Below are 12,879 nucleotides of genomic sequence, written 5' to 3' on the forward strand. Positions count from 1 at the left end.
TACATTCCAAAATAAAAAGCACCTCCCAAAAATAAGAGAGGTGCCGAATAGACGAAATAGATTCCTCTCTTATCTTCCAAAACGAAAACTCGTTTTGCAGGAATTAGCACCTTAGCTTATACGTCATAAGCTCGGTTGCCGGGCATCATCGGGCCAGTCCCTCCGCCACTCTTGATAAGAGTATGTGTATGTAGTTTTGAATATGGTACTAATAGTAAATCGTACAAAAAAAATTGTCAATGGTATTTTCAGAATATATTTTATTTTAAGGTAATCGAAACGTTCCCCTTTTTATGTCCTTTTTCTACATATATATGAGCTTCAGCAATTTCTTCTAATCGGTAAGTTCTATCAATAACAGGTTTTAGCTTTTCTGTTTCAGCTAGTTGTTTTAGTAGGTTCATATCTTCTTTACTGACCTTTGCCATCATTCCGTTCACAGATACATATTTTCCATTAGGCATTAATGCATCTGTACAAAGAGACTTTTTATATTTTCCAACTGCATCAAATATAATATCGTAGTGCTCGCCCTGCTTAGTAAAATCTTCTTTCATATAATCAATTACGTTGTCTGCCCCTAAAGCTGTTACTAAATCGAAATTCGAACTACTACAAATGGCTGTGACAGTCGCCCCGAAGTATTTAGCAAGTTGTACGGCAGCTGTCCCTACTGACCCAGAGGCGCCGTATATAAGTACTCGTTGTCCTTTTTTAATCTGTCCTTTTCTAAGGAAGTGCAATGCTGAAGTTCCGCCAAAAGGAATAACAGCAGCTTCTTCATATGTCACATTGGTAGGTTTTAATGCTATTAATCCACTTTCATGCACGCATGTGTATTCCGCATAACCACCAAGGTTTAGTTCTGTTAATGCAAAAACTTGATCTCCTTTTTTAAATTGTGTTACATCTGTTCCAATGTCTTCGATTTCACCGGATAACTCTACGCCAAGTATAGGTTTTCTCGGTTTTCTGAAACCTAATATGATCCGCATAGGAATCCAAAATAAGAGGGGGCTATTAAAGCCACGTATTCTACAATCTCCAGTCGATACACTTGTTGCGTGAATTTTAACTAATACTTCATTTTTTTTAGGTTTAGGCTTTTCTACATTTTGAAGCTGGAGAACATTAGGTGGTCCGTACTTTGTACAAATAATCGCTTTCATAATGACCTCCTGAAATGAGTTGTTATTATTTACATCATATTTAAAATTTTTCTCAAACATGTTGTTATATAGGAAATAAATTTAAAGATAAATATTACGAATTATATAGATTTAATAGGAAAAGAGATGATATTATTTTGGGGAAGGAGGGGACGTTATGAAAAAACTTATTTTAATTTCAAGTTTAGTACTTGCAGTCGGTCTAGGAGTAGGGTGTAGTAATGAGAAAACAAAAAAGACTGATGAACCGAAAAAAGAAGCTGTGCAGAAAGAAAAGGAATTAACAGCGAAGGATGTTTTCAATAAAGCGAATGAAGCTTTTAAAAACGAAGAAAATGTAACGATGACATATGATGTGGGAATAAAGGCTGAAGGAACAGAGATGAATGTAATAAAGGCCAAAATGCAACTAGAGCCGAAGAAAAAAAATTCTCGTTCTGAAATGAATATTTCTGGTACAGAGGTTGTTGTTTATGATGTGGGTGGCAAAATTGCTGGTCAGTTGAAAAATCCTAATACGGGTGAAGTTATGTCTGTACCAGAGGAACAATTAAATGCTAACGGAATGAACGCGACTCAAGGAATGGTAGATAATTTAGAGATTCCATCGGAAATTTTAAATAAAGTGAAGATGGAGAAAAGTGGAGATAATTATAAGCTGAAGTTTGCATTAAAAGGGCAAGAGACAGAGAGTATGCTAGCTAGTATGGATGAAAAGCAGAAAAAAATGCTACAAGGCCAAAATGCAAAGATAGAAGAAATAGATGGGGAATATATTATTACAAAAGATTTTAAATATGAATCAGCAAAGATAGATATGGTTATGAGTAGCAATGGTGAGGATAAAGCGCACATTATTACGGATGCAAAGTTTACATCGTATGATAAATTTGATCCAATACAATTGCCAGCAGCAAAGTAATCACTGTCAAGAGAGGTACCTGAAAGAACGGGTATCTCTTTTTGTTGCTAATAAGGAGAGTGTCCTTTGAAAAAAAGAAAGATAGCAGTGGTCATTGTCACATATACGGTTTTGCTTGCAACGTCTGTACATACGTATAAAAAACAAATTGATCATCCTATTATGAGTGATGTAGGTAAATTGCTTCCGACAAAAATAAAACGTGTTGAAAGTGCTACGGAAGAGCACTCGTTAATAAAATTAGTGCGAGATGCAAAAGTTTCAGGAGAGAAAATTTCCATTGCAGGCATGCAACATAGCCAAGGAGGACAGACATATTATCCGAATGGCACGATGCTCGATATGAAAGGATATAATAAAATATTAGAATTTGATCCAGAGAAGAAGCGGATTACAGTTCAAAGTGGTGTCACGTGGAATGATATTCAGAAGAAAATAAATCCTTATGGCCTTGCGGTACAGGTCATGCAGTCTCAAAATATTTTTACTGTTGGTGGTTCATTAAGTGTGAATGTACATGGGCGTGATATTCGTCATGAGGCACTAATTGATACAGTAGAGTCATTCAGATTGTTAATGGCAGATGGCACGGTGCGTAATGTAAGTAGAGAAGAAAATGCAGAGTTATTTCCATATGTCATTGGGGGTTACGGTTTATTTGGAGTTATTTTAGATGTGACGCTGAAGTTAACAGATGATGAATTATATGAAATGCACACGAGAATGATAGATTATAAAGAATACGCATCTTATTTCAAAGAGAAAGTGAAAAGAGATGAGAATGTTCGTATGCACTTAGCGCGTATTTCTGTTGCTCCAAATTCATTTTTAAAAGAGATGTATGTGACAAATTATACTTTGGTACAAAATCAAAATATGAGAGAAGAGTACAGTGAATTAAAGGAAGAAAATATTATAGCTGCACCGAAATTTTTACTTGGGTTATCACGTTATAGTGATTGGGGAAAGAATACATTTTGGGATATACAAAGAGGTTATTTTGAACGTACAGATGGAAAGTATGAGACGCGTAATAACGTTATGAGATCAGATAGTGCTTTTATGGAATATGAAAATCCAAATAGGACCGAAGTGTTACAAGAATACTTTGTGCCTATAGATGCTTTTACAGAGTATATAGATGATTTACGTAACGTATTAAATGAAGAAGAGTTTAATTTACTCAACATTACGATTCGTTACGTGGAAAAGAATGAAAATGCAGTTTTGTCCTATGCGAAAGATGATATGTTTGCGCTGGTTCTTTTGATTAACCAGGGACGCTCAGAGAGTGAGATAAAGAAAACAGAGGATGTCATTCGAAAGATGATTGATGTTACTTTAAAGCATAATGGTAGTTACTATTTGCCGTATTATTCTTATCCAACGAAAGAGCAGTTAAAGAGGGCATATCCTCGCATTGAAGAATTTCTCAAGAAAAAGAAGGAAGTAGATTCAGAAGAGAGATTTGTGAATTTATTTTATAGGGAGTATACGAAATGACATATAGAAGATTTGTGGCTTCGCAAAGTATCATCATGATGGCAGGAAGTATGGTATTTCCTTTTTATATATTATTGCTTCGAAACGTTGGAAATAGCTTCTCGCAATTTGGCTGGGCGTATGGCTTATTTGCTTTAACATCAGCACTTGTATATCCACTAGTGGGAAAGGTATCTGATCAAGTAGGTGATAAAAAATTATTAATCATATACGCTTGGTCCATGGCAATCTTAATGCTTTGCTTTCCAATTGCCACGGAAGTTTGGCATGTGTATATTCTTCAAATTGTAATGGGTGTTTTAGGTGCTGTGCAGCGTAATACTGAGAAGACTTCGTTAGCACGAAAGGTTGCGCAGGAAAAGGCTGGTTATGAGATTGGAAAATACCATGTGTGGACATCCATTGGCGGAGCAATAGCGGTTATTGCCACGGGATATTTAGTAGATTTCTTTACGATTGGTACAATTTTTTATATTGCATCTATTCTATATGTAGTGAGCGGGATTGTATTAAGTAGTAAAAAAATATAACTATTCCTATTTTCACCTTAATACCCTTTATTTGTTATACTAAAAGGGAATACAAAAGAAAAGGGGACAGTGCCTTTGATGAAATTTGTAGTTTTAGCTATTCTTACTTTGTTTTTGATTCCATGGACAAGAAGTAGTAGTAAGCTTCGAGCGGTGGATAAGAAGGGAGATAAGAAGGTTGTAAAGGGTAAGAAATCATCTATTTTAGTTATTCCTGTTTTATTTTGGATAGGTATTGCAATCTATGAATACTTTTGGCTAATTGATGATCGAGTAGATTCGATTCTTACTCATTATTCTGTTGCAGTAGCAATTTTAATTGGGCTTGTTTTATTTTCACAAGATCAAATAGGTAAATTAGAAGGTGCGTTAAAAGGACTTCTAATGTTTATTTTACTCGCAAGTTACGGTTACTTTGGTTATTTGCACGATATAGTAATCTCGCAAAAGAAATATGATTCTGTTGTTAAGGTAGAGAAAGATATTTCAGAGCCATTTACTGAAAATGACCAGCCGTTTACAGTGCCGCCAAAGACAGCGGAGAATAAGATGAAAAAAGTATTTGGTGATATTCCGAAAGTAGCTTATTTTGAGCTAGGAGAATTAACGCCACAAATGGTAAACGGCGAAGCTTTATATGTAGCGCCGATTGAAGTTTCAGGATTTTTTAAAGCGCGTAAAGCTGAGACAATTCCAGGGTATGTAACGATGTCAGGTACGAATCCTGATGCGGAAGCGAAACTGCACCTCGGTTATAAAATGAAATATGTGCCAAGCATGTTTTTTGGTAATAATTTAGAGCGTGTGGTAAGGCAAGCAGAACCAGATTTAATCTTTAAAGGAAAACCTAAATTTGAGGTTGATGATAAAGGGAAACCATATTATACAATGACGTATGGTGAATTTATTTCAGGAAGATCTGGATTTGAGGTAGAAGGTGTTGTCGTAGTAGACGCACAAACAGGTGAAGTGAAAAGGTATGATAAAGGAAAGGCACCTAAATTTGTTGATGGTGTATTAAATCATGAGACTGCATCTACGTTAAATACGTACTTTGGTAAATATATTCACGGATTTTGGAATACGAAATTTTCGCAAACTGATATGAAGATTCCGACTGAGTGGGGAACGAAAGAAGGCGTGACCCCGATCTTTGGTAAAGATGGAACACTGTATTATTTTACAGACTTTACTTCTCCAAAAGAAGGAGTAGATTCAGCCCTAGGCTATTCATTAGTAGATGCACGCACAGGCGAGCTATATTACTATAATGGAAAAGAAGTAAAGGGGATTATGGATGGTTCAGCAGCTACAGAAGTAGTGGATAATTCCTTTAAGAGAGAGAAATGGCATGGGACAATGCCTGTCATTTATAACGTATACGGTAAACCAGCTTGGATTATTCCGGTTGTTGATGACGGAGGCCTAGTACGTGCACATACAGTTGTTTATGCTGCTAATGCAAAAATATTTGCGACAGGTTCTTCGCAGAAAGAAGCGCTTGAGAATTATAAAAACGTAATGAGCGGTAATGGTGATACCTTTAGACCAACCTCAACAGGAAAAGAAGCGCAAAAAGAAGGTATTGTACAACGTGTATATAAAGAGAAATCAGGTGAAAATACAATCGTGTACGTACTTTTAGAGAATGAACAAAAGGTATTTATGATACCGGTGAAGAAATTCCCGTATGCTATGTTTACAGAAGTAGGAGACCCAATTCAAATTACATATTTAGATACAGGAGAGACGATGGCCTCGGTATCTAAATTTACGAATAGCAATGTTAAAAAGTAAAGCGATAGAATTTCTATCGCTTTTTTTACATTATGAAAGAGGAAAATGCGCTGTACTTGACGTATGTTTATGATGTAACTATAATTGTTACGATTCAGTGTGTATAGGAAAGGGTGAATTGAAAAAGTGAATGAAGTTAATCACGAAATATATAAACCTGTAAAGGCAAACAGGTTATGGATGATTCTTGTATTAGGAACACTTACGGCGATTGGGCCATTATCTATTGATATGTATTTGCCTTCATTACCGAAGTTAACGGATGACTTGCAAACAGGTGCATCCCTAGCGCAGCTTACATTAACAGCTTGTTTGCTTGGGCTGTCAGTAGGACAATTATTTGTTGGCTCAATTAGTGATATTTACGGAAGACGCAAACCACTTATTATTGCTCTTATTATTTACGTTGCTTCTTCTTTACTTTGTGCTGTTGCGCCATCTATTTGGACATTGGTGTTATTGCGCTTCCTACAAGGAGCTTCAGGATCAGCCGGGATTGTTATATCACGTGCAATGGTACGTGATATGTACTCAGGTTCTGAAATGACGAAGTTTTTCTCACTGCTTATGTTAGTAAACGGAGCAGCACCTATTTTGGCACCAATTATTGGAGGGCAATTGTTACAGTTTACAACGTGGCGCGGTGTTTTCATCGTTCTTGGAGCAATTAGCGTATTCATGTTAATCTCAGCTACTTTTGTATTGCGTGAAACATTACCTCCTGAAGAAAGAGAAACGGGTGGTTTGTCAGGGACTTTGGCGACGTACGGAAAATTGTTAAAGGACCGTCTATTTATGGGATATGCATTGTCACAAGGATTAGTAACAGCGGCAATGTTTGCATACATTTCGGGCTCACCATTTGTGTTACAGAACATATACGGAGCATCACCACAGCAATTTAGTTTATTCTTTGCGATTAACGGCATCGGTATTATTATTGCTAGTCAGGTAACGGGGCGTTTAGCGGGGAAAGTGAATGAGAAGACATTATTTATTGCTGGTATTATTATCGCAGCTGTTGGTGGCCTATCTTTATTACTGACAATCGTACTAGGAATAGGTTTAATTGGTGTTTTATGTTCGTTATTCCTTGTCGTATCAAGTGTCGGGGTTGTATCAACAACTGGGTTCTCATTAGCGATGAGAAATCAGAAACAAGCTGCAGGAACAGCATCAGCTTTATTAGGTTTATTACAGTTTATTTCAGGAGCTCTTGTTGCTCCGCTAGTAGGTATCGGTGGAAGTAATACAGCATTACCGATGGGTGTTGTTATTGCGCTTTGTGAAGTAGGAGCAGTGTTATGTTATCTATTTATGGCCAGAAGAAGTGAGAAGCAGTTTGAACTGCAGCAAAAACAAAATCTAGAGGTTTAACAAAAAAGAACTGATTCAAAGGGAATGTTTGAATCAGTTCTTTTTTTCATTTTTTTGAAATACCTCATACATATTATTCATGATCGTATCATATAAAACAGCAAGTTTATCCCACACCCAGCGATTACTATCGACCTCTTTTTCCCCGCAGTCGATAATATCGGTATGGCCGGTAATTTTATATGCTTTTTTAACGATAATAGGAGTAATTTTCGGTATACGTGGGATTTCTTTTAAGATATCTGCGAAGTTTCCAATGTAGACATGACCGATGATTTCGATTGTTAATGATTTATCCGATATATTTAGCACGGTATGAAATTGATTTGTATGTTGTTGTTTTAAATATTGGGCTAACTTAAATGGAGCATGCTTCTTCTTTAATACGCGGCGAAGGCTCTCTGTATTTTCGATATGAAGTGATTTTTCGCGAATAAGGACACGAATATCTTCTCCCATAAAAGGCGTTGTGTTGTACATAGATGATTCTCCTTAAAAACTTACATATGTTTGCGTTATGCATATGTAAGTCTAGCATGGTTTGTTCTTTATGTGTGCTTACAGTTTTGTAAGGTGATGTAGTAAAGCATTGCAAAAGTTATTTGTATAAAGTGACGATACTGTGACAAACATGTTGGTATATATATTACGATGTCGTCTTAAGTGTAAAAAGTAGGATGTTCTCGGTATAATAACAAGTGGAGATAAAAGAAACTATAATGAGTAGTAGTTGTAGATAAAAGGAGAAGAAGAGATGAAGAAGGTTTTAGGTATTGCTGTAATGGGAAGTATGATCCTTCTAGCAGGATGTGATGGAAATAAAGATACGAAAGAACCGAAAGAAAAGATAGAGCAATCTACAGAACAAACAGAAGAGATGAAAGAATACCGTGCAGTACATGAAAAATACGATATAAAAATGAATAAAGAAATTAATAAAGCACTGCAGCTATTTGAAGTGGCAAAGGAAAAGGGCGGTAAGGAAATAACGAAGGCTACATATAAAGAAGATGTGCAAAAGGTAACAACGAGCATGTTAGAAGATATTGATAATATACGTAAAGAAATTCGTGTTCCGAAGTCGAAAGAGCAAGAACATGAGGTATATGTTGGTTTCTTAAATGAATCGGAACAAGCAATGAAAAAATTACAGAAGTTAGCTAAAGAAGAAGATTCATCGTTGATTCGTGATATAGAAATTAATTTTGCAACAGCATCGACATACTATAAACGTTTTCAAGCAGAAACGAAAAAATAACCTTGCCTGTGCAAGGTTATTTTTTCTTCTTGCCATCTCCGTCTTCATCCTCGGATACTAATACCTTCTGTTCTTCGTAAAATTCGGAAATAGTTTGCCCGGTAATATTATCGAAAGGGGTATAAAAAGAAGTAATACTTTTCTTTTTAATAAAGAGTTTATAGAAGCCAATGATGACAAGTATAACGATTGTTAAGGGGAATCCTATAGTAGCAAGAAGTAAGGGGTCCATCTTATAACTCCTTTATCATCATTTCTTTTTATGATAAGCCGAAAACTGTAATTTCGATAAAAGGATTAAAAACTGATTTTTCTAAAATTATCCAATTCGATTGACTTTTTAATTTTTCAGAATTATAATTCGAAATATACAATTTGAACCAAATAATAATATAGCAATTTACTTATCCAGAGAGGTAGAGGGACTGGCCCTATGACACCTCAGCAGCGGGTTCTGTAATAGGAACACCGTGCTAATTCCAGCAAGCAAGTCTTGAAAGATAAGTGATGGGCCTTTGTTTATTAAGCCTTGATCTTATTTTTTAAGATCAAGGCTTTTTGTATTCTAAAAAGAGAAAAGGGAGTAATTGAAAAAGTACGTTCATAAAACAAAGTAAATATATGTGTTTAGGGGGTTATTAGAGTGTATGTAATTAAAAAATTATCGGTTATGGTGTTCACACTATGGGTTATTACGACAGTGACATTTCTAATTATGCATATTATTCCGGGAGATCCATTTTCATCAGATGCAAAAATCTTTCCTGAAGAAGTGATCCAAAACATGAGAGCGAAGTATCACCTTGATGAACCGTTATGGAATCAATATGTTGCTTATTTAGACGGTGTAGTTCATTTTGATTTTGGTGAGTCTGTTCAATCAACCGGACAAGGGGTATCAGAAATTATAACAACTGGCTTTGGTCCATCGGCAATTATTGGTCTACAAGCACTTGTTATTTCGTTGTTAGTAGGAATTGCGGCAGGGACATTTGCTGCTCTATATCATGGAAAAGTAATTGACTATAGTCTGAGTTTACTTGCAATTCTCGGTATTTCTATTCCAAGTTTTATTTTAGCACCACTATTTATACAAGTATTCGCTATCCAATTTGAGCTTTTACCAGTAGCTTCTTGGGGAACATTCGAACATACGGTATTGCCATCCTTTGCATTAGCGTTAGGGCCAATCGCGGTTATTACGAGGTTTGTTCGTTCTAATATGATCGAAGTACTGCAGAGTGATTATATTAAGCTAGCAAGAGCAAAAGGTATACCAATTAAGAAGATTATTATAAGACATGCTCTTCGAAATGCGATTGTTCCAGTACTTACATTTGTGGGACCGTTAATGGCTGGACTTTTAACAGGGACTTTCGTTATTGAAAAAATCTTTTCAATTCCTGGCCTAGGAAAATATTTTGTAGATAGTATTTTTAACCGAGACTATCCGGTGATTATGGGAACAACGATTTTCTATAGTGCATTATTAATTGCTTGTATTTTCATTACAGATATTATTCACCGCATTGTTGATCCGCGTATTCGTTCTATTACATAAGGAGGGGGGATATTTAAATGGGAGCTTATGAAATTAATGAACAGTTATTAACGAAAGAAGAGAAAAAAGAATTAACGATAAATAAAAATCAGCAAACGATTAGCAGAAAGAAAGAAGTGTTTCGTAAGTTTATATCGAATCCAATCGCAGTTTTAGGAACAGTGACGTTATTGCTAATTATTGTTTTCTCGCTTATTGGCGAAAGTTTAACTTCATTTACTGCGAGTGAACAAGTAAAAGAGGCAACAAATTTACCGCCGAGTAGTGAACATTGGTTTGGAACAGATGATCTAGGAAGAGATATTTGGGCACGTACTTGGGCTGGTGGGAAGATTTCACTAACAGTTGGATTAGTAGCAGCTGCCCTCGATATAGGGCTTGGTGTACTGATTGGTGGATTTAGTGGATATGTGAGAGGGCGTAATCGCCTTGGAACGTTAATTGATGAGTGGATTATAAGGGGAATTGAAGTATTATATGGCATCCCATATTTGTTAATTGTTATTTTACTATTAATTGTTATGAAACCAGGTCTTTTCACCATTATTATCGCCCTTGCATTAACGGGATGGATTGGAATGGCTCGTCTCATTCGAGCACAAGTATTGTCTTTAAAACAACGAGAGTTTGTTATTGCAGCAGAGCGATTAGGTACATCACATATGAAAATTATATATGGGCATTTAATTCCGAATTTAACAGGGATTATTATCGTAAATTTATCATTTACAATTCCAGCAGCTATTTTTTCAGAATCATTTTTAAGCTTTATAGGACTTGGAGTACAATCACCAGCGGCAAGTTGGGGGACGATGACGAATGATGCACTCGGGACATTATTGAGCGGAGAATGGTGGCAGTTATTTTTCCCGGCAATCATGATTGCACTCATTATGTTCGCATTTAATGCAATTGGTGATGGTTTGCAAGATGCAATTGATCCGAAAATCGTCAAACGGAATCGAAAGGAGAAAAAACATGGCACAAATCTTATCTTTAGAAAACGTAACGTTAGCCGTTGAAAAAGAGAATAGTAAGCAAGCGATTGTGAAACATGTTTCTTTTTCTATTAACGAAGGTGAAATAGTTGCACTTGTAGGAGAAAGTGGTTCAGGAAAAAGTGTTACAGCACAATCTATTATCGGACTAAATCAAGAATCAATTCATATCGATGATGGAAATATAGCTTTCCAAGCAAAGGAATTAACGAATTTACAAGAGTCAGAATGGAATCAAATTCGTGGAAAAGATATTTCCTTTATATTTCAAGATCCGCTTTCATCTTTAAACCCAACGATGAAGGTAGGCAAACAAATTACAGAAGTAGTTTTGCAACATGAGAAAAAATCGAAAAGAGAAGCAAAGGAAATTGCGATTAACTTGTTAACAGATTTAGGGATACATGAAGCAGAGAAACGCTTTGAACAGTACCCACATCAATTAAGTGGAGGTATGAGGCAGCGTATTTGTTTAGCAATTGCGTTTGCTTGTCATCCAAAGCTTGTAATTGCAGATGAGCCGACAACAGCGTTAGATGTAACGATTCAGAAACAAATTATGGGGCTATTAAAAGAAAGAAAAGAAAAACAAAATACGAGTATTTTATTAATTACACATGATTTGGCACTTGTACGTGAAGTAGCTGATCGAGTAGTTGTTATGTACGGGGGACGTGTCGTTGAAAAAGGAACGATACAGGAGGTAATAGGCTCTCCTAAACATCCATATACGAAAAGTTTATTACAAGCAATTCCGAATATGGATGATTCTGAAAAGGTATTACGTGCTATAGAAGGAACGACACCTTCCATTGAAACATTAAATAGCTTCGGTTGTCCTTTTGTAAATCGTTGTCCAGTAGCGATAAAAGAATGTATTCATCGTTTTCCAGAGAGAACCACATATTCTAAGGAGCATAGTTCACATTGTTGGCAACATGTTCTAGAGCATAATAAAGCGAAATCAAAAGAGAAGGTGAATGCCTCATGACGACAGATTTAATTACTGTAAAGCAAGTAACGAAAACGTATGGAAGTAAAAGTAAAGAAATCACAGCGTTAAAAGACATATCACTTTCTATCCCGAAAGGAACAACACTTGGCATTATTGGTGAAAGTGGTTCAGGAAAAACAACACTTGGAAAGCTCATAGCAGGGATTGAGAGTCCAACGTCTGGTGAAATTAATTATAACGGTCAAGTCGTTCACAAGCTGAAATCAGCTCATAAGAGAGATTTTTTACAGAAAGTACAGTTCATTTTTCAAGATTCCACGGCAGCATTAAATCCGCGCTGGAAAGTACGCGATAGCGTAACGGAAGGTTATATTTCATTCGGTTTAGGTGATAAAGGATTGAAGGATAAAGTAGCAGGTGATGCGCTAGAACGTGTTGGATTAGATAGAAGATATATTGATCGATATCCGCATGAATTTAGCGGAGGACAACGTCAACGTATCACTATTGCAAGAGCGTTATTGTGTGAGCCAGAAGTATTGATCCTTGATGAACCAATTTCAGCATTAGATGTTTCATTGCAAATTCAAATTGTACATCTGCTGCAAAAAATTCAAAAGGAACAAGGCTATACATATTTATTTATCGCACATGATTTGCCGATGGTTCACTATTTATGTGAAAAAGTGGCTGTCTTATATAAAGGAGAACTTGTTGAATTTGGAAATACGGACGAAGTGTTCCGTAATCCACAACATTCTTATACAAAAACATTGTTAGCATCAACACCAAAAATTTCGGGTTAAAGG

13 protein-coding genes and 2 riboswitches are annotated in these 12,879 nt (G+C 36.0%); of the genes, 10 read left to right on the forward strand and 3 right to left on the reverse strand.

Going from position 1 to position 12,879, the window contains the following annotated elements; all coding sequences use genetic code 11:
* Nucleotides 1-66: 66 nt before the first annotated feature.
* Nucleotides 67-181, reverse strand: a riboswitch (SAM riboswitch).
* A 79-nt stretch (nucleotides 182-260) separates the two neighbouring features.
* Entirely contained in the window at nucleotides 261-1,169 is a 909-nt protein-coding gene (locus MHI26_RS01010; protein ID WP_061666744.1) for an NAD(P)-dependent alcohol dehydrogenase, read from the reverse strand.
* A 157-nt stretch (nucleotides 1,170-1,326) separates the two neighbouring features.
* Here MHI26_RS01010 and MHI26_RS01015 point away from each other — a divergent pair, with 157 nt between their 5' ends.
* The 5 genes from MHI26_RS01015 to MHI26_RS01035 all read left to right on the forward strand — a co-directional run bounded on the left by MHI26_RS01015 (nucleotide 1,327) and on the right by MHI26_RS01035 (nucleotide 7,298).
* Nucleotides 1,327-2,091, forward strand: a complete 765-nt coding sequence (locus tag MHI26_RS01015) for a DUF6612 family protein (RefSeq protein ID WP_061666743.1) — start codon at nucleotides 1,327-1,329, stop codon at nucleotides 2,089-2,091.
* A 66-nt stretch (nucleotides 2,092-2,157) separates the two neighbouring features.
* Nucleotides 2,158-3,594 (forward strand): FAD-binding oxidoreductase, encoded by a 1,437-nt coding sequence (locus MHI26_RS01020; RefSeq protein ID WP_061666742.1) that lies wholly within the window; start codon nucleotides 2,158-2,160, stop codon nucleotides 3,592-3,594.
* On the forward strand, nucleotides 3,591-4,124 hold the full coding sequence (locus tag MHI26_RS01025; RefSeq protein ID WP_061666741.1) for an MFS transporter: 534 nt from the start codon (nucleotides 3,591-3,593) through the stop codon (nucleotides 4,122-4,124). The genes MHI26_RS01020 and MHI26_RS01025 overlap by 4 nt, the downstream gene beginning before the upstream one ends.
* Before the next feature lie 78 nt (nucleotides 4,125-4,202).
* Nucleotides 4,203-5,921, forward strand: a complete 1,719-nt coding sequence (locus tag MHI26_RS01030; protein ID WP_061666740.1) for a DUF3981 domain-containing protein — start codon at nucleotides 4,203-4,205, stop codon at nucleotides 5,919-5,921.
* Nucleotides 5,922-6,038: 117 nt separating this feature from the next.
* Nucleotides 6,039-7,298, forward strand: coding sequence for a multidrug effflux MFS transporter (locus MHI26_RS01035; protein WP_225988085.1), 1,260 nt, complete (start codon nucleotides 6,039-6,041; stop codon nucleotides 7,296-7,298).
* 33 nt (nucleotides 7,299-7,331) lie between these two features.
* Here the strand turns inward: MHI26_RS01035 and MHI26_RS01040 are convergent, their stop codons facing one another.
* Nucleotides 7,332-7,778: a hypothetical protein gene (locus tag MHI26_RS01040; protein WP_000282892.1), complete on the reverse strand. Its 447-nt coding sequence runs from the start codon at nucleotides 7,776-7,778 to the stop codon at nucleotides 7,332-7,334.
* Between the two features lie 274 nt (nucleotides 7,779-8,052).
* Here MHI26_RS01040 and MHI26_RS01045 point away from each other — a divergent pair, with 274 nt between their 5' ends.
* The gene (locus MHI26_RS01045) at nucleotides 8,053-8,556 is read left to right on the forward strand and encodes a hypothetical protein (protein WP_000756519.1); all 504 of its coding nucleotides are present in this window, start codon (nucleotides 8,053-8,055) and stop codon (nucleotides 8,554-8,556) included.
* 16 nt (nucleotides 8,557-8,572) lie between these two features.
* Here the strand turns inward: MHI26_RS01045 and MHI26_RS01050 are convergent, their stop codons facing one another.
* Nucleotides 8,573-8,788: a DUF3951 domain-containing protein gene (locus tag MHI26_RS01050; protein ID WP_000371382.1), complete on the reverse strand. Its 216-nt coding sequence runs from the start codon at nucleotides 8,786-8,788 to the stop codon at nucleotides 8,573-8,575.
* Nucleotides 8,789-8,957: 169 nt separating this feature from the next.
* A riboswitch (SAM riboswitch) is annotated at nucleotides 8,958-9,063 on the forward strand.
* A gap of 136 nt (nucleotides 9,064-9,199) precedes the next feature.
* Here MHI26_RS01050 and MHI26_RS01055 point away from each other — a divergent pair.
* From MHI26_RS01055 to MHI26_RS01070, 4 genes are read left to right on the forward strand one after another with little or no spacing between them, the layout of a single operon-like run.
* On the forward strand, nucleotides 9,200-10,117 hold the full coding sequence (locus MHI26_RS01055) for an ABC transporter permease (RefSeq protein WP_000289317.1): 918 nt from the start codon (nucleotides 9,200-9,202) through the stop codon (nucleotides 10,115-10,117).
* Between the two features lie 17 nt (nucleotides 10,118-10,134).
* Nucleotides 10,135-11,139 carry an ABC transporter permease gene (locus tag MHI26_RS01060; protein ID WP_016083992.1) on the forward strand — a complete coding sequence of 335 codons (1,005 nt, stop codon included), beginning with the start codon at nucleotides 10,135-10,137 and terminating at the stop codon, nucleotides 11,137-11,139.
* A complete protein-coding gene (locus MHI26_RS01065; RefSeq protein WP_000057270.1) occupies nucleotides 11,096-12,106 on the forward strand; it encodes an ABC transporter ATP-binding protein in 1,011 nt (336 codons plus the stop codon). The genes MHI26_RS01060 and MHI26_RS01065 overlap by 44 nt, the downstream gene beginning before the upstream one ends.
* On the forward strand, nucleotides 12,103-12,876 hold the full coding sequence (locus MHI26_RS01070) for an ABC transporter ATP-binding protein (protein ID WP_061666738.1): 774 nt from the start codon (nucleotides 12,103-12,105) through the stop codon (nucleotides 12,874-12,876). Before MHI26_RS01065 ends, MHI26_RS01070 begins: the two co-directional genes overlap by 4 nt.
* The last annotated feature ends 3 nt before the right edge of the window (nucleotides 12,877-12,879 follow it).

It is taken from the genome of Bacillus sp. FSL K6-1218, assembly GCF_038006445.1.
GTDB classification, from domain to species: Bacteria; Bacillota; Bacilli; order Bacillales; family Bacillaceae_G; genus Bacillus_A; species Bacillus_A thuringiensis_S.

Excerpts from the sequence above, each read along its gene's own strand:
- MHI26_RS01070 (WP_061666738.1), top strand. The coding sequence starts at position 12,103 with ATGACGACAGATTTAATTACTGTAAAGCAAGTAACGAAAACGTATGGA.
- MHI26_RS01025 (WP_061666741.1), top strand. The coding sequence starts at position 3,591 with ATGACATATAGAAGATTTGTGGCTTCGCAAAGTATCATCATGATGGCA.
- MHI26_RS01050 (WP_000371382.1), bottom strand. The coding sequence starts at position 8,788 with ATGGACCCCTTACTTCTTGCTACTATAGGATTCCCCTTAACAATCGTT.
- MHI26_RS01015 (WP_061666743.1), top strand. The coding sequence starts at position 1,327 with ATGAAAAAACTTATTTTAATTTCAAGTTTAGTACTTGCAGTCGGTCTA.
- MHI26_RS01040 (WP_000282892.1), bottom strand. The coding sequence starts at position 7,778 with ATGTACAACACAACGCCTTTTATGGGAGAAGATATTCGTGTCCTTATT.
- MHI26_RS01060 (WP_016083992.1), top strand. The coding sequence starts at position 10,135 with ATGGGAGCTTATGAAATTAATGAACAGTTATTAACGAAAGAAGAGAAA.
- MHI26_RS01030 (WP_061666740.1), top strand. The coding sequence starts at position 4,203 with ATGAAATTTGTAGTTTTAGCTATTCTTACTTTGTTTTTGATTCCATGG.
- MHI26_RS01045 (WP_000756519.1), top strand. The coding sequence starts at position 8,053 with ATGAAGAAGGTTTTAGGTATTGCTGTAATGGGAAGTATGATCCTTCTA.
- MHI26_RS01010 (WP_061666744.1), bottom strand. The coding sequence starts at position 1,169 with ATGAAAGCGATTATTTGTACAAAGTACGGACCACCTAATGTTCTCCAG.
- MHI26_RS01065 (WP_000057270.1), top strand. The coding sequence starts at position 11,096 with ATGGCACAAATCTTATCTTTAGAAAACGTAACGTTAGCCGTTGAAAAA.